This is a genomic window from Bacillus sp. AF62 (assembly GCF_050312695.1).
GTDB classification, from domain to species: Bacteria; Bacillota; Bacilli; order Bacillales; family Bacillaceae_G; genus Bacillus_A; species Bacillus_A cereus.
In genome coordinates this window covers 1-17,516 of sequence record NZ_JBNPJZ010000079.1, presented here as the reverse complement: position 1 = coordinate 17,516, position 17,516 = coordinate 1, and the positions used below count along the sequence as shown (strand labels likewise).

Genomic DNA, 17,516 nt, shown 5'->3' with positions numbered 1-17,516 from the left:
TGAAAGACCTACTACAATTCCAATCATTACAGTAATTTCAAACATTACATACCACCTCCTTTCATTAAGAAAGTGAGAATGCCACCAACAATTCCGCCAACTATAAGTCGCAAAATCCAGGTAGTATTGGCGCTGATTTTATCTAGTTGTTTGTTGATATTGATAATGTCTTTCTCGTTACCTGTTGTCCTCATTTCTAAACTTTTAATCTCTAAGCGAATGTCCTTAATATCTTGCTTTATTTCTTGAACATCACTTCGTACATCTTGTAACGCTTCCACTTTGACCACCCCTTTTTAGGCAATAAAAAAAGACCAGCTTATGGCTGCTCTGGTTTCCCGTTTATTAATTTTTGAACTAAATCTGTTAATGTGGCCACATCGTTTGCTAGGGTCGTAACCTGCTCTTTTAGTTGTTTATTCTCACCTTTAACAGTAGTTACCTCTTCGTTAAATTCATGATACTGCTGTTGGAAAGCTGCAATAAAGATCGAAACAGTATTATATAAATTAATGGCCCGTTTCTCTTTATCTGTAAATATATCTTCCGTATCATCTGCAATCATACCGAAATACGTTTCAATTTCTTTTGTTGTATATGGTTCTGTTTTTTCTTCCGGCTTGTTTACACGCATTTGGTACAGATCATACATATCATCCTTGAAGTTGTACTGTTTGATAGCTAAACTCATGATTTTATCAAGAGCTGAAAAAGGAATATCTTTTATATTCTCTTTCATATTTCTAGCTGACGTAGGATTAAATGCTTTGGCCCACATTTGACCATTGGCATTTACATTCTCATTCGCTCGTAGCGTTCTTAACTCTATATCTCGCCATCCATTACCATACACATCTTTAATTTGTAAATTCATATCATAGCCTGATACAAGACTTGCTCTTAGCATTAATCTTCCCATGTTTAAATCATGATCATTAACACCATTGGCAAAGTATATACTGTTACCAGTACTTTTTCTATCAAAATGAAACTCACCATAGTCATTTTTAAAATAATGTGGCTCTGTGGTTGTCACTATAAACTTTCCGTATCCTGGAGCCCATCCCACTGAGTTAAAAACAATGTCATTCAAATTGTCAAAGTATAATCTTCCGGCTGCATATGCATAAAGATGTCCACCGTCATTCTGCATTTGAATATATGATGACCATATATTAGTGCCTTCTGCATTTTCTCCTTTAGAAATCCCAAACTTTGCATACGCTTTAGAAGGTTGATCAACTCCATTAATTCGCGGCATGACTTGATAAATATAAAACGATCCTGTGCCGGCGTATTTTCTATTATCAGAACCAAGGACTAATGAAGGTTGAATACTTCCATCATTTGCTTCCATAAATCCTATATAACCACGCGGCCTATCTGCATCGAAAATCTTCATGTCTTGCTTATTTATTTCAACAAATCTACTTCCACTCGTTTTAAGTGTTACTCCTTCTAAAACTTGCCCTTTGATATGATCCGCTGTAATAAAACCTCTTAAGTTAATCCTATTCGCATTCAAAGTAATGTTTTCTTTACTCATATTGAATGCTGCGATTACATCATTTTCTTTTACAGATATACGAACGCCCTTTTCAGTTAACTGAAGACGGGTTTCCATATCTCTTACATAAGATGATGTGGCAAATTGCCCATTTGCTTGATCTTTTGTATATACCTCTGTCTTTTTGGCTGAAGCATTGATCCCCTGTTCATTGATAATAAAGCGGTTATCAATCAAAGTCCTTTTTTGATTAAATTGCTCAGTTGCAAGTTTGTTAGCTAATTCGCCCAACAAATCTTGTTTATTTTTATCAACGGTTTGCTTCAACTCAGGTATCTTAAATCCAGCAACATAATTCTCTACTTGTTTAAGCTCAACTTTCGCTCCAATTGCTGTTGCCTGTTGTTCGAGTTTTGTATTTGCATCAGTAAGCTTTTTCCCTTGATCTGATACTACATTATTTAAATTGCTCACTGTGGAAGATAATCCAGTTGCTGTTTGTTCCACTGTAGTCATGCGTTTTTCGAATCCATCTTGACTATTCTGCACCTTAGATACAGTATTTTTTACACCATCCACACTTTTTTCAATTTCGGTTGTTTTTTTCGTGAATTCATCGGTTGATACTTGGTCTTCTACTGCTGGTTTATAGTCTGTTGCTTTATTTCCAATTTCAATTTGCCATTCTTTTAATTCGATCATGCCTTTAACATTACGTAATAGCGTTTGCGGATTGAAAACCTCAATTGCCTTATCTTTAAGATTATAAGTAAAGGAATATGTTTTCCATTCTTGGTTTGCGTTAACATCACTTTCGCAACGAACACCAGGCCATAATTGTTCACCATCTTTATACTTAATCCACACTTCTACCCCAGCCCATGGATTCGGTGTTCCCTTTTCATATCCAATAGTTCTAGCTTTAAAGCTAACAGTAAACTGCTGCCCTTGTAACATCGATAAACCATCCGGCACAATTTTAAATGACTTATTTACTATATTAGACACTGTTGTTCCTGTGTCAGATTTAAGTGTGCCACCTGTACTTAACAGAATGTTACGTCCACCAATCTTCATATCATCAAACTTTTTCTCCACACTACTCAACTTCTCGGTGACCTTTCCTGCTTCTTCTTTAATTTCAGTTGTTGTTTTCTTAAGCTCACTTGTTGTTTGTTGTACATCAGAAATCGTCTTTTTCGTACCTTCCACAGTCGATTCAACCGTATTTAATTTATTACTGATTTCAGTATCTGTTTTTGTTAACGATTCAATAGAAGTTTTAAATCCATCTGCGGTTTGCTCTGATTTCGTTACACGTTCAGTAAGCTTTCCTTGTTCATTTTGAACATTAGAAACAGTAGTGTTAATCCCTTTAATAGTAGTCTCAATTTCTACTGTCTTTTTGGTAAAGTCAGTTGTTGTTACTTGATCTTCTGGTGCTGGTATCCAGTCTGTAGGCTTGTTTCCAAGCTCAATTTTCCACTCCCTAAAATCCACATAAATATCCGCTTGTTGGACCTTTGGAGTTGAAAGGATAAATCTAATTCCAGTATATTTAGACAGGTCATTTGGCATTGTAAGAGTGGTCGATATAGTAGCCCAACTACCATTAACTTCAAATGTTTTATTTCTATCAGGAAATGGAAATTCTGAGCTGCCATATAACAGTGCCATCAATGTCATACTCATTGCTTTTGATGCCCTAACTTTGTGAGAGAAAGTAACCTGCCTACCAGCAATATTATCCGATACGTTTGATAGTAAAAATCCATTATACAAACTAAGCGTAACAGTATCTGTACCTTTTTTAGAGTTCTTAACCCTTAAAAACTTAACTGTACCTTCCGTTTGTTCAGATACATCTATTGGATAGATAGGTGCATTATTAGAATAAATTACTGGCAATTGACTATTTAGTAATATATTACGAACACCAATTTCAGTATTATCAACTTTAGTTTTAAGTTCAGTAAGGGTTTGTTTCGTCCCCTCAGCTGTTGTCTTAATTTCGTTCGTCTTCTGCTCTAGCTGTGATAAACCTTCATTCGTTCTCTTTAATTCAGACTTCTCCGCTTTCTGTGTAAGAGCTTCATTCGTTTGACCAATCGATGTATTAATATCCTTGAATTTCTGTACGTTCCCTTGTTTATCAGTTTCATAGATCTGTTTCCCTATAAAACCATTGTTAATTTCTTCTTTTGTAAACACTCCAGATTTATCGGCTTTATCTTTTAACTGTGTATGAATCCATGTTTGATCCACTTTTCCATTGACTTGCTTTTGAACATCTACTATTTGTCCAGCTATTTCTTGCGCTTTACCTTCCACACTTTGAACCTTTTGATTTAACTCCGTTTTGGCGGACTCAATATCTTTATTTACCTGCTCAAGTGTTTCTTTCTTAACAGATTCAACATCAGGTACAACCGATTCCCAAGCTGCGCCTGTCCATATTTTCAAAATACCAGGCTTTCCATTACTAATATCACGCCAAAGTGTTTTATAAGGTTTAAGTCCCGTTGTCGGTGGATTCTTAGCTTCAATGATGTCTACCGTGTTATTTTTAAGATTCTCTTGAACCTTTTCAGCCAATGTTTTCGCTGCTTCGGATTCTTTCTTAGCATTATTAGCTGTTTCATTTGCATCTTTCACTAATTTATCTAACTGATCTATCAGTTCTTGCTTACTTCCTAGTGAACTAAGAATACGCTTATAAATCTTTCGTAGTTCTTCATTTGGATCAGTAATTTCGCGGTAATCACCAAATGAGTATTTATCTTGCAAAGGATTCGTATGTGATTCATCACCAGCGATTGCCCTTGCTTCTAAATAAAGCTTAGGTGTAAATCCAACATCTTTAATTCGGATTGTATCTCCTTCATTGATTAACTCGTGAGCTAGTCCAAATACACGGCCTATACTTTGTGCTTGAACATCATAAGAAATAGAAGTATTCACACGTTTTGCTAACTCTGTTTTCATAAGAGTCAATAAACGTTCTGGTGTTATATCTTGTTCTGTTTCTGGTGTGTAAAATCCAAATTTATGTTTCCCTTTTTCGTTCCAACGTTGAAAAGCATCATTATCTACAATATAGGGCATACCTTTGTTTATATCTGCAATAGTGAGAACTTCTCCACCTTCTTTTTTGATAAAGCCGATTAAAGCTGTACAAATGTTTTGTGAGTTCTCAATACGTTTGATTCCAACTAAATCTTTACCTAACGTGACTTCTTTTCCTGTTTCTCTTCCTCTTTTTTTCACCATGTCTACATACCAACCTGCAATTTGAGCACCTACCACCTCAACACGGTATATCATTTCTAGTTCAAATAGGGAAGCAATCTTTTTTAAGAAACTCAATGGATCTATAAATTCATCAATAGTCATAGAATGAAATCCAGCATACTCCGTTTTACCGCGCTTCCATTTTGTCCCTATAAGAGCAATATCCATAAATTCATTTACTGTCTTACCTTCAATTTTCTGTGGACGAATATAGTCATCTTTAGCAAGATTAATCCATGCACCTGATGCATAAGTAATTGCGGATCTATCGTTAGGGTCTTTTTCTACTTCAGTGATTATATACGGAACAATACGCCCATCCCTTACTTCTTTTAATACTAAATTTTGTTGCATAAGTGTTGCTGCATATGTCGTGTTATCAAATACTTTAAACTCTAAAGTATCGATATTATTCTTGATTTCCCAATGACGTTTATCATCCCAATAATCTTTTGGTTGTATAGCTGAAACGATTTGACTCGTTTTAAAATCAATAACATGCAAGACTCCACTTGGTGTTCTCATCTAAATCGCTCCCTATATTTAACCTTTGCTGTTCCGATATCAGAAGGCATAATTTCTAGTGTATTCATACCTTTATTAATGACAGGGAAATTACTAAAAATATCCTTCATATTAATTGCATCCTTTCCCTCAATCGTTACATGACTGTTTTCTGTATCAATTACGACTTTATCACCAACATCTACTATATAAGGTGGTGTGTTTTTCGTATTTAAATTTACTTTCCAAAACTTTAAATCACTAACTGACATCGCTTCTACTGGTGGTACATCCTGCCATTGCATAATGCTAATCTGTATTTGAGCTGCTTTTTCCATGTGATAGTTATTTTCATCAGTCCACCTTGCGAAACGTTCTGAATCATCTTTTTCTGTCCCAGGAAGGAATTTTGAAATATACGCTTCCCATACGTTTCCTGTTCTAGCTATCCACAATCGACCAAAATATTGATTCCATGTATTCGGATAATCACCGCTTTCATAAATCAATCCTGTTTTCCCTGGCTTATTATCGTATCCAATAACCATCGTTCCAAAATTTTGTTCGGCTTGCCAATAGAGATCGTTCATAGCAATTTTTGAAAGTACCTTACTATTTTCATCGAGTATTGCTATCTCGACTCTTCCCATTTCATTGATTTTCTTACTCTTACAAGTAACGTAGGCTTGCATAATAAAATCTTGAACTGGGCCACCAGGTATACTCTTTTTAACAGCTGCACCATGCCACCCTTTACCTGTTCCAGTACCAAAATCAGAACAATAAAATTGATATTTATCTGATTTCATTTCGCCAACTGGCTCACCATCTTCCATTGAGCTGACTTTACTCCATCCGACCGTAGTAGCCATTTCATCCCATACAATACGTTGATTCCTTTCTACAGGCTTTTCAACAGTTTTTAGTGGTATACCGATACGAAAATAATCTCGATCACTTAAGGATACTCCGCCGAACCATACATCTAAAAAAGTGTTTGGTTTCGTAATGTTAACCTCGATAATAGGATTAGAATGAACAGTTCCTTTGTTTTGAACATTTGCTGTTAACCCAAGCGCACCTGTTTGAAAATCTACTGTTCGAGTAGGTCCTAATTTATAAGGCATTGGACAAATAAATTTCAAAGTACCTTTACCTAACGTAACGAAATCATCAGGATTAAAATCTTCATCAATTATAGCTAAATATGTTCGATCAGGAGTTGCATCAAATACTAGCTCAACTGCTTCTTCTGTAATTAACCATGCTGCTATTTCTTCTTTTAACGTTTCTAAATCCGTTCCATCTGGAACGATAATTCCTACAGGGACAGGAAGCGGACGAGGATCTGTATCCGTTCCTAATAATCTTGCGCCTGGATATCCAGGTGTTTTTAAGAAATTACGTTTTAGAGGTGCCCATGTTGGTGGACTCCATCCTTTTTCTATTTGGATATATTCTTTTCGTTGATTGTTGAATGTAAAAGAGCTCATTTTGACACCCCGTTTCTTTATAAAATAAACCCAAACCTAAAAGTCTGAGTTTCTTTTTACTTCTCTATCTTGATACTCGGTTGTATATCGATAAGTACCCCGCGCAACTTCTCTTCCTTCTAAAATTACAGGCACTTCAATTGCTAGTCCACCACCTGGGACTGCAAATTCACCATTTACCCCTTGACCTTGATATAATCCGTTAGCTTGTAATCCTATATTGCCAACATTAACTGTCGGTACTGCTGCTTCGCTCATTGCTTGAGATGCGCGGTTTATTATGCCGATTGAGTTTTCCATACCAATCGCAAGACCAGCTCCAATATGCTTACCAACTTGATCTCTCATTAATCTTGATGGACTGTGAATGTCAAAGAATCCAGTAAAACCATCTAAAATACTGCTACCGATGGATTTTACCTTATCTAACACTTTTCCAGCCATACTTCCTAAACCGTCTATCAATCCACTTATTATATCTTTACCTATCTTAAATAAGTCGATCTTTCTTAAAGTATCAACAATCTTCGGTATAATATCAGTCACAATTGTAGAACCTAACTGTCCCACCATGCTTACAATACCTTTTATTAATGCCCAAATTAATTGAACACCAGCTTCAAGTATCTTTGGTAAGTTTCTAATTAATTCCCCTGCTAAAGTGATAATAAGATTAAGCGCTGCCCCGATTAACTGTGGTAAGACTTGAACAATCCCTGCAATTAACATAAGCAAAATTTTGATACCTGCTTCAAGTATCTTTGGTAAATTCGCAATTAATGTGGATGCTATTTTAACAATTAAATCTAAGGCTGCGTTAATAAGCTGTGGTAAGACTTTTACAATCCCATCGATAATAGCCATTAGAATTTTTATACCGGATTCAATTATTTTAGGTAAGTTTGCTAGTAATGTATCTGCTATTTTCGTTATAAGATTTATCGCTAAATCTATTAATTGCGGTAGCATTTTAATGATTCCATCTATTAAGCTAATTAAAACTTTAACACCAGCTTCAATAATCATTGGTAAATTTGACGTAATTGCTTCAATCAAAGTTGTAATGACTGTAATAATTGCTAAACCGATCATAGGTAAAGCTTGTGTAATACCTGTGATTAGCGAAACTAATAAATTTATTCCTATTTCAATTAACTGTGGTAAAAATGACATAATTCCATTAATAATGGTTTCTATAATCGTTACAGCTATTGGTATTAATTGCGGAATCATCTGCATAATTCCATTAATTAAAGTCATAATTAATTGAAGTCCCGTCTCGATAAGAGTAGGTAAAACCTGTACAATTCCGGAAATTAAGGTTTGAATAATTTGGATTCCCGTTTGAACAATCATAGGAAGATAAGTTGCAATCATTTGTGAAATTGTATTAATGATTCCAACAATGGCTTCAAGGATAATTGGAGCCGCTACAACCAAACCATTCACAAAACTTGAAATCATTTGAGATCCGACTTCAAGAAATTGCGGTAATGCTGTTGTTACAAAGTTAGCTATATTGGTAAAAATATTTGTTATGGTTTCAAGAATAATTCCGGAGTTTGCATTCAAATACTCTGCTATCGCTGGCAAATAACGAGATACCGAGATGAGAACACCAGGAAGCCCACCAATAATCGCTCCCGCTATAGAAGGGCCAATTGTCTTAAAAATCTCTCCTAATTGGCTAAAATCTCCTGAAAAAACAGCTTTCACAGCATCAAAAAGATGAAGACATGCTTCACGTATTTTACTTACTGCCAGTCCTATTATTTCAGCCGCATCCTGGAATCCTTTCGGTAAGTGTGTGATCCAATCATTTAAGTGATCACCATCTGCCGCTGTCCAAAATAGATATTTACCTAACGCTACTAAGATATCGATAAAACTTTGTATTCCACTTATTACGCCAGTGATACTATTTTTAAAACCTTCATTTGTTTGCCACAACTTTTTAATTCCGATTACCAATCCAACTATCGCTGCGGTGGCGGCTATAAATCCACCTACCACTAATGCAACTGGACCAGCAACAGCCCCAATACTTACACCTGCAATTCCAGCTATACTGGATAAGGTGACAAATACCGGGGCTAAGGCCATGCAAGCTCCAATTAATATTCCTAATGCTACAGCAACAGTTGTTAATGCTGCGGCTAATGCTGGATGTGCTGAAACCCAACTCGCAAAAGCTCCAATAATATTAGCTACAATACCCAAAAGTGGCTCAAGTGCCATTTTTAAGTCACCCATTGCTTTTTGGAACTTCACAGCTGGACTTGCATCCATTTTCTTAATCATTGCATTTAACTCTTCTTGACTCACATTTAAATCTATAACTTTACCTTGAGCATTTAACAATGTATCTATAATATTTTGTCCTTGATCTTCAAACATTGTCATTTTGTTATCGTAAAGGCTTTTTATCCTTCTACTTCTTACAGTTCATTTCCTGTAAGTTCGGCATACGTTTTCACTAATAAGTGTCGCGGTCTCGTGGAGGGATTATATCTTTTCACCCTCTATGCTCTGCCCCTGACTATACTTCGTATAACCTTCGGTTCAAGTCAGGAATCTCACCCTTCTTGCTTCATACCGCGATTTTACTTCGGCACAATTTATCATCTACCGAAAAGTTTTACACCAATCTCATTTCGCTTTGTTTCATTTTCAACCTCATTTAAAGCTTTAGCGATACTTGTCATAGCGGTTGAGCCTTCTTTACCGCCTTTTGCTACAGATTGCCCCCATTTTTCTAACTGATCAACTGAAATCTTTGTACCTTCCAAGGCTTCTTTCATTGATTTATCAACACCCTGCCCAAATTCGGCTGCTTTGATACGTCCCTCTTTCAAACCATCTAAGAGATTATCAATATTCCATGTTCCTGTATCAACACCCGCTGCCATAATTGCTTGTACTTCTTCAGCTGTATAACCAGCTCGTGTTAATTGCCCACCATATTCAGCGATAATATCTAATTGCTCAGGTGGGAATCCCATTTTAAAAAGAGAATTTGTTAATGCTAGAGCACTTTCATTAGTTATCCCTAATTCATTCCCGATTTCATTCGATTCTTGAATTAACTCAGTAAAATCAATACCAGCATAAGCTGTAGTAATGGCTGCTGCACCTTTTACAATTGATGTATTAGCTGTATCGCTTACGGTTTTATTTAAAGCCCATTGTCTACGCGTTCCTTCAAGAGCTTCCTCCACATCTACACCATACGCTTCGATTCCTCGAACAGCTTGTTCAACTGATTTCTTAGATGATGCCGGGACTTCAAAAGTTACATCAATTTTCGTTTTTAATTTTGAGGCATCAAGTGCTTTTTCAATTACACCTGAGATGCCACCTGCCGCCATTGCTCCACCTAACATATTTTCTAAACCGATATCTAACTCTTTGAAGCTTTTACCTGCTCTTTCAGCTTCTCGTGAAAGGTCCCTTAAATCATTTCGAACTTGTTGTATTGAATTACCATCATCAACAGAACGAAGCGCACGTTGTAACTTTTCAATATCAGCTTCTGCTCCCAATGCTTCACGACCAATAAGACCAATTGCTTGATCTAACTGTCTACTGGTAGCCGTACCACTTTTAATTGCATTCACAAGACGATTTCCTAACACTCCTGCAAAATCATCAACACTTTTCCCTGTAGCTCTAAATAATGTTTCTAATTGCCTTGTTGAACTCGCTACGTTGTCTTGTTCAGCTTTCATATTTCCAAGCTTATTTTTCAGACCATTAAGTGACCCTTCTGTAAATTCAATTTCACGCCTAAACGCACGATATTGTTCCTCAGAAATCTTTCCATTTTGAAACTGAGCTTGCACTTGTTGTTCTGCTACCTTCAATTTATCTAGCTTTTGGGTTGTATTTTCAATTGCTTGTGTAAGTAATTGTTGTTTTTGAGCTAATGCTTCAACATTACCTGGATTAAACTTTAACAATCGTTCAACATCTTTTAATTCTTTTGTTAAATCATTACTTCGCTTATTTACATCTTTTAAAGCATTTTGTAACGGCTCTGTATTCCCGCCAATTTCTATCGTAATTCCTTTAATTTTTCCTGCCATTTTCTCACCTCTCTTCTTTAGAAACTATTAAAGTCTGCTTGCGTTGCTTTACGCGTTTTTTCTTGCGGTGGCTTCTGCATTTCTAAATATCCATCGATATAATCAAGGCACATACCAATTGTCATATCTTCTAAATCTGCTTTTGTAAGTTTGCATTTATAACACAAAACAAGGAACGTCTCAGTGGTGAACACATCACCCTGATTCGCTCCTTGTTGACTATTATTATTGCTATCTACAACTTTTTTTTAGATTGAATTGTGGAAGCTATCATATCTTGAATATCTTCTAAAATTTCGATGATTGGAAACTCATCAAATGAATCTAGCCAGACCATTGGCTCTGGTATCTTTGGATCGGCCGTTTTTGCCATAGTCCAAACAAGATTATAGAATACTTCGAAATCCACACTATCTAACTTACTTGGGTCTAGATTTTCCATATCGATTTTTCCAAGTGGTGCTAACTTGAGAAGTTGTGCGAAATAATCCTTTCCAAATTGCGCTTTAAATCGGACTGGTGTCCCTCCTGTACTTTTTAAACGAATGTCTTGGCCATCTACTGTAATTGTCTTTTCCATTTACTATTACGCTCCTTTTGGTGCTGCTGGTTTTTTAACGTATACTTCTTTGTACCAATTACCATAAATTGCTTGAGTTGTTTTAGATGTTGTTTTTGTTTTAACCATTGGTCTTCCACCAGGAGCTAAAACGATTGGACTAGAAACAAACTTCAGTTCATTTGTATTTGGTTCGGCTGAATTTGTTTTTGTTTTAGATGCAATTGTTGGACGACTCGCTGCACAGTTATACATAACATGTCGAGTAGCGTTTATATCGCCATCGAATTCAAATAGTAATGCAAATGGTTTCCCTTTAGCATCAGCTACTTCATTTAATATACCATCTGTCTCATCTAATTGTTCGCCTAACGCATCAATAGCAAATTGTTCTGGGATAGTAGCAATGCTCAATGTTCCATCGTAACCTTGGTTATTGCTTGCTGCGTAATAAAGCATGTCATCAGCGTAGAACTCAATTAGATCTCCTCGTGGATCAAAGGTTAATTCAACCGCACCTGGTAATCGAATCGGTGTACTGAATGTAATTGCACCATCTTTAATTTCATAGAGTGCATAATGGACATTTTTCAGACCGAAAGCTACTTTATTTTCATTCATTTATATCAACCTCGTTCCGTATATTTTTTGATACATTTTTTCAGATTCAATAAAAGTCCCGTACGAGTCATAAGGAATCTCGTGATCGTCTAGGACCTTTTCAAGCTTTGCTTCTGCGACTAAATCTTTTTTAGTTGTATAAAGCTCTATATTTAAATCATTTATTTTGTGATAAACCTTGTTATCTGCCATTAGGTTTGCTGATCCATCCACAAGGAAACAAATATAAGGTGGCGCTGGGACCGGCTTCGTTGGTGTTGCTGTGAAATGCGAATAAGCCACAGGATATCCTGTAGCTTCAAGAATTTTTGTTAATTCACCTAATGTCATTATCCAAGCGCCCTTTCAATCTGTCTTGGTAATTCATTAATTACATACTCTTCAACTGGACGAATATGAACTTGACCTGGAACACGTCCACCGCCAACTTTCGCATGTCCTTTTTCTAAAAGATGTGTTAATTGCCCTTGAGTATTATGAATAACAACACCATTATCTTCTTTTTTCTTACGCCACCCTTTACGATAAGCACCTGTTTTTTTAGGACTGTTTTGTTTTAATTTATTCACAGCAACATCAGCAACTTCTTCTTGCGCTGTCAACAATTCTTCTTCCACAACATGGGCATATCTTTGTAATTCTCTAGCAAGTTCGCTCGCAAAATCATTCATATCAAATATGCTCCTTTGCGATAATAGTCAATGTTTGATACATTTCATCATCATTCATTGGCGGTTCGATAATATCAAAGATACGACCTTTCATATTGATTCGCATTAATTCTGTAATACCTGCTGTATAAGGCATCACAAACCGATAAATTCGTGTAGATTGTGATGCCGAAGCTTCAATATACTCCGAACCTTTTACCGTTTTTATCATTGCCCATGCTTTTTTTACTTCTTGCCAATTACCTGTTTCAACTTCTTGATTCAAATCATCTTTTATTACTTCAGGTTGCTCAATGATAATTCGATTTCTACAATCACCTGTATTCAGTGGTTTTTTATACTGAAAAGGACGCATATTAATCACCGTCCAATTTAATTTCTTCTAATGCTTTCTCGATACCTAAACTATTAATCTGACTTAAAAAATTCTTGTCAAAATACTCTAATGCATCGTTATAAACATAACGAGAACGTTCAAAGACTAATTCTTTGAACTCCTCATCTTTATTTAAATCATAATTCCCACAAACCCTAAGTAATGCCTTGTTAGACGTAGAAAGGATGCGCTTTAGGTTATCATCTTCCTCATCCCCTAAGTGCATCCTTTCTTTAAATTGCTGTAATATTTCATTCGAAATTACTGTATTCATTCACATCACCCTTGTGTTGGTGGGGTTACTTCTTCAAGCTTTAATGTATAAACTTGTGAAGTGTATTTATCCTTCGGTTTACCTGTAGCATATTGTTTAGCAATATAAACAGTTGCATCTTCTAAAGCTAATGTTTCTTCATACTTCTTGATTGGCTCTGTTCCACCCATCGCTGCAATGTATTCCCCTTTAACAAAGAAAACCACTTGTCCTTGAGGTACAAATACAGATTCTGTTGGGATTGGATTAAAAGGTAAGCTCGTTACATATACACCTGCCGCATTTTGAATCGTAGCATTTGCTTGAATATCAAAAGTATCGAATGGGTTTGTTACCATAACTACTTTACCAGCAATATTTTTCGGACGATCTGCATCGGTTTTACCATCAGGATTTAATTTTTTAGCCAATAATTTGACCACGCCTTTTAATTCATTAATTGTTTTACGACCAGGCTCAAAAGTTAAAGTTCCAGCAACTTTTTTATCTGGATATACTCCATTCGTGACACTTCCGCTAGGGTCTTTTAATAATCCAATAGGTTCATTTTTACCCGTACCAGCTACAAAACCACGTTCTAAACCTACTGACATTGCTTCTGTAATCATAGTACGAACATATCGTTCCACCCATACTGGACCAAGCTTCAACATATCATTTGCTAATGGAATAAATGCTGTTAATTTCAGTTGAGTAATTGATTCTTTTCGGAATGCAGCATTTAATTGCCCTTTAATATCACCAAATAACGGTCCCCATACAGCTGCACCATCTGGATCTCCATATATAAATTCTGTCACGGCTCCTAAATTCTCTAAACCGATATGCTCTAGTAACGGATGACCTTGAACTAAATCATCAAAAATTCTCTCTTGTGTTGTTTTAGGTAAAGTTTCAGTAGATTTAAAGCCACCCTCTTCAACAACGGCATTAAAGAACTTCATTTCTTCACTTGTTAATACATTAGCACCACGAGATTGCATAATAGAACGATCTACCATTGATTCATTCACTTGATTTAAAATATCTGAACGAACATCTGTAGCAAGTGCTTCAATCATGGAATTTAACGCTGCTGTTTGTTCTTCTGCTGTACCTTCCTGTGTCGCTTTTGCAAAAGCTAGTTTTTTATCTTCGAAATTATTAAACTTAATAACCATATTTTATTTTCCTCCTAAATTTAAAAAGAGCGTACTCAAATTCTGTTTCGGTTTAACAGGAACTTGAATAGGCCCTTTGGGATTTGTATTCAGTTGTAAATCATTCAGAATCTCATTTTTTAATCCTGATAAAGCTGCGCTTAAATCTTCTTTTGTAATTCCTTGTGATCTTTCCTTTCTCAGTGTTCCGTTTCTAAAACCATCGATTACTTTTTGCGGAATCATGGAAGAACTGGCGCTTGAAGCTGTCATTTTAACTGTATTCTCCATAAACATGATTTCATCCGCAAATTTATTTTCTAATGCTTGTTGCGGACCCATCCAAGTCTCTTCAGCCATCATATTAAGTAGTTCCTCTTCTGATTTACCGCTTTTAATGACATAAGCATTTACAATTGCACTATCTGTCGTTTTCAACATTTCAGCTGCCTTTTCCATGTCACGATGATCTCCACCATTCCACATTGAAGCATTATGAATCATAATTTGTGCTGTAGGTGATATTCGGACTTTATCACCAGCCATCGCAATAACAGAAGCCGCACTTGCAGCCAAACCAACAATTTGAACTTCCACGTTACCAGGATAATTTTTTAATGCTGTATAAATTTCTGACCCTTCGTGTACATAACCACCAGGACTGTTAATCGATACAATTAAATCATCACCATTGGCATTAGTTAGTTCTTTTGAAATTTTACCTGGGCTTACAGCATCCATTTCAAACCAATCATAAATCCACGCTTCATCATTCGAAATAATTGGTCCTTTCACGTCAATTTTCACCGTCATTTGTATTCTCACCCCCTTCAGAGTCATTTAATTTTGTATAGTTCTTCGTAATATGATGGATATTTAGGTTTGGATCATCCGACTCTTCATAATCTACTTCCGAACGAATTTCATTCCCCGTAAATGCACTTGAAGAAATGAGTTTATCAATACTTGTCGCCAGCTCAAATATACTTTGATAGGAAACCGCCTTAACCTCAATTTTTTGTCCCAAAAGATATTCACTCATTTCGAAGAATTTAACATTCGCTTCATCAGATAGTTTTTTTAATAATGGTCGTACTGTGAAAAGCATATAATTTTTCGTTTGCTTTTCTACATCAGCCATTTCTCCATATATCAAAGCTATAGGAATACCAATTGCCATAGCTACTTGATTTAAGAAACCATTTGTTACTTTATTAATTTCTTCCACACTTGGACCATTCGCAACACCATTGTATATCTCGTTATAATTTATACCTTTTTGCTGTGGAACAATAGCTATATCTTTCGAACCAATTGACTTATACATGTTGTCTATAAACTCTTGTAACTTTGCTATTTGTTCTTCAGTTTTGGCACCAATCATATCCATATCAACCGTACCACGAACTTGATTTTTACGTTTTTGAGAGTTTAATATCCTGCCGAATAAATCTCCGTAGTCTGCAAATAATCCATCAATAAGTGGAGATAATTTATCATTCCGATACTTCAAATGAATAACTTCGCTTTGCTTAAAACTTCTCTTAAACGTATAATCTTTAACCCTTACATCAGTAAAAGTATCTTCAAAAACAGCGTACTCATTATGTTGAAATCCATCTGCAATAAGTAAATCACCATCATCTGCTTGTATAACTAAACACTCATTATCATAAATAAGTTTGCGAATAAACCGTTCCCAAAAGGTACTTGCGGTCATATTCTTGTTTGGTCTTATGTTTAATCGATAATAAAGCTCATCCTTCTTAAATGATTTACCATTCCTTACTCTAAATTCAGATTGACTAATCGTCCTTCCTAAAAATGATACGCATGTATCAATCGCCAAGCGTTTCATATGAAGCCTGTTTGCTGTATCAGTTATTATGTCCAGATCCAACATAAATTCTAATTCTTTATTTCTTTTAAATACTGTACCTAACCATCCAATGGTTATCACCCCCTTTATTAGAATTTAATATTGCCTATAACAAAGTCAGTAGCTTCTTGTATCTCATCCGCCCGATAAAGAGCATGAACAAAACACTGAAACCCATCTGTTTTTCGACGAACGGGCTCTTTCTTTTCGTATATTTTATTTCCATCAGCTTTGATAACAACCAACACATTTTGCGTATACCAACGCATTAGCGGATTATCTTCAAAAATAATTTGTTTATTTGCAAATGCCATTTCAATACGTGGAGCTAATAAACTATGAATAGCTTTTGGGTTTCGTATAACTTCTATTTCAAACCCTTCTGCTACTAATAGCGGTCTTATTGCTTCCATACGGAAGTTATCAGCTATAATTTTTTTGATTCCATATTGCTCGCGCATTGCTACAAACCAATCAACAATATGTTGAGGATTAATAGTAGGCTCGTCCACAACTGTTAACAAACCTTGCTCTTCCCACTCTTTGATTGGAGCGAATTTTTGTTTCTTGAACTCGCCTGCTTTTTTAGAATACCCGTAATAGATATCAACAAATTCTTTTCGTACGAAGGAATGAGTTTTAAAGATATATTCACCATTTTGTCTAAATAAAAGACCACATGCTGCGAAATCTCGAATACTCGCAAAGTCTAACGCTCCTATGCATTCTTGAGCATGTAAATCAGGGAACGGACGGTTTGTAGCAAGAATCTCTGACCATTTTGCAACAGATCGTTCTAGATTTGTAACTGGTAAGTTCATACGCTTTGTCATAAATTCTTCTCGGTTACTTGGATCATCCTCTAAATCTTCATATTCTTCCTTTATCGTTTCAAGTAATCCCTCAGCATACTCGCTTAGTGGCTGCGATAACATAGGATTAGCTAATTCCCAATTATCAATATCATCAACTTCCTTTTCATCATTAAGCTTACAAATAAAAGGAAAGACAGCGTTTGGACGTGCTTCGCCTTTTAAAATTTTCATTGCTTTTTCTTTTAATTTATCTAAGAAACCGTCTCGTACATACCCATCTGTACCAATATAAAACTCGCGTG

At 35.8% G+C, this 17,516-nt stretch carries 16 protein-coding genes; all 16 read right to left on the bottom strand.

The window, feature by feature from the left end:
* Nucleotides 1–44 precede the first annotated feature (44 nt).
* Nucleotides 45–281, bottom strand: coding sequence for a hemolysin XhlA family protein (locus tag ACQRBL_RS19250; RefSeq protein WP_000387825.1), 237 nt, complete (start codon nucleotides 279–281; stop codon nucleotides 45–47).
* 38 nt (nucleotides 282–319) lie between these two features.
* Nucleotides 320–5,323 (bottom strand): phage tail spike protein, encoded by a 5,004-nt coding sequence (locus ACQRBL_RS19245; protein ID WP_411995822.1) that lies wholly within the window; start codon nucleotides 5,321–5,323, stop codon nucleotides 320–322.
* Entirely contained in the window at nucleotides 5,320–6,795 is a 1,476-nt protein-coding gene (locus ACQRBL_RS19240) for a distal tail protein Dit (RefSeq protein WP_098214540.1), read from the bottom strand. Before ACQRBL_RS19240 ends, ACQRBL_RS19245 begins: the two co-directional genes overlap by 4 nt.
* 36 nt (nucleotides 6,796–6,831) lie before the next feature.
* Complete coding sequence (locus tag ACQRBL_RS19235; protein WP_006925941.1) at nucleotides 6,832–9,198, bottom strand: phage tail protein; 2,367 nt, start codon at nucleotides 9,196–9,198, stop codon at nucleotides 6,832–6,834.
* A gap of 218 nt (nucleotides 9,199–9,416) precedes the next feature.
* Nucleotides 9,417–10,880 (bottom strand): hypothetical protein, encoded by a 1,464-nt coding sequence (locus ACQRBL_RS19230; RefSeq protein ID WP_411995823.1) that lies wholly within the window; start codon nucleotides 10,878–10,880, stop codon nucleotides 9,417–9,419.
* A gap of 17 nt (nucleotides 10,881–10,897) precedes the next feature.
* The gene (locus tag ACQRBL_RS19225) at nucleotides 10,898–11,047 is read right to left on the bottom strand and encodes a hypothetical protein (protein ID WP_006914606.1); all 150 of its coding nucleotides are present in this window, start codon (nucleotides 11,045–11,047) and stop codon (nucleotides 10,898–10,900) included.
* A gap of 68 nt (nucleotides 11,048–11,115) precedes the next feature.
* Complete coding sequence (locus ACQRBL_RS19220) at nucleotides 11,116–11,460, bottom strand: hypothetical protein (protein WP_000415940.1); 345 nt, start codon at nucleotides 11,458–11,460, stop codon at nucleotides 11,116–11,118.
* Nucleotides 11,461–11,466: 6 nt separating this feature from the next.
* Nucleotides 11,467–12,060 (bottom strand): major tail protein, encoded by a 594-nt coding sequence (locus ACQRBL_RS19215; protein WP_411995824.1) that lies wholly within the window; start codon nucleotides 12,058–12,060, stop codon nucleotides 11,467–11,469.
* Nucleotides 12,061–12,390: a hypothetical protein gene (locus ACQRBL_RS19210; protein WP_098214536.1), complete on the bottom strand. Its 330-nt coding sequence runs from the start codon at nucleotides 12,388–12,390 to the stop codon at nucleotides 12,061–12,063.
* Nucleotides 12,390–12,731: an HK97 gp10 family phage protein gene (locus ACQRBL_RS19205; RefSeq protein WP_098214535.1), complete on the bottom strand. Its 342-nt coding sequence runs from the start codon at nucleotides 12,729–12,731 to the stop codon at nucleotides 12,390–12,392. The genes ACQRBL_RS19210 and ACQRBL_RS19205 overlap by 1 nt, the downstream gene beginning before the upstream one ends.
* A gap of 1 nt (nucleotide 12,732) precedes the next feature.
* Nucleotides 12,733–13,086 (bottom strand): phage head closure protein, encoded by a 354-nt coding sequence (locus tag ACQRBL_RS19200; protein WP_089148395.1) that lies wholly within the window; start codon nucleotides 13,084–13,086, stop codon nucleotides 12,733–12,735.
* A 1-nt stretch (nucleotide 13,087) separates the two neighbouring features.
* Nucleotides 13,088–13,381 carry a hypothetical protein gene (locus ACQRBL_RS19195; protein WP_340135139.1) on the bottom strand — a complete coding sequence of 98 codons (294 nt, stop codon included), beginning with the start codon at nucleotides 13,379–13,381 and terminating at the stop codon, nucleotides 13,088–13,090.
* Between the two features lie 5 nt (nucleotides 13,382–13,386).
* Complete coding sequence (locus ACQRBL_RS19190; protein ID WP_006914594.1) at nucleotides 13,387–14,541, bottom strand: phage major capsid protein; 1,155 nt, start codon at nucleotides 14,539–14,541, stop codon at nucleotides 13,387–13,389.
* A gap of 3 nt (nucleotides 14,542–14,544) precedes the next feature.
* Nucleotides 14,545–15,333 (bottom strand): head maturation protease, ClpP-related, encoded by a 789-nt coding sequence (locus tag ACQRBL_RS19185; RefSeq protein ID WP_098214552.1) that lies wholly within the window; start codon nucleotides 15,331–15,333, stop codon nucleotides 14,545–14,547.
* Nucleotides 15,317–16,480 (bottom strand): phage portal protein, encoded by a 1,164-nt coding sequence (locus ACQRBL_RS19180; RefSeq protein ID WP_098487495.1) that lies wholly within the window; start codon nucleotides 16,478–16,480, stop codon nucleotides 15,317–15,319. Before ACQRBL_RS19180 ends, ACQRBL_RS19185 begins: the two co-directional genes overlap by 17 nt.
* Before the next feature lie 8 nt (nucleotides 16,481–16,488).
* Nucleotides 16,489–17,516 (bottom strand): terminase TerL endonuclease subunit (locus tag ACQRBL_RS19175; RefSeq protein WP_427735190.1); only part of this gene is annotated, 1,028 nt, incomplete at its 5' end.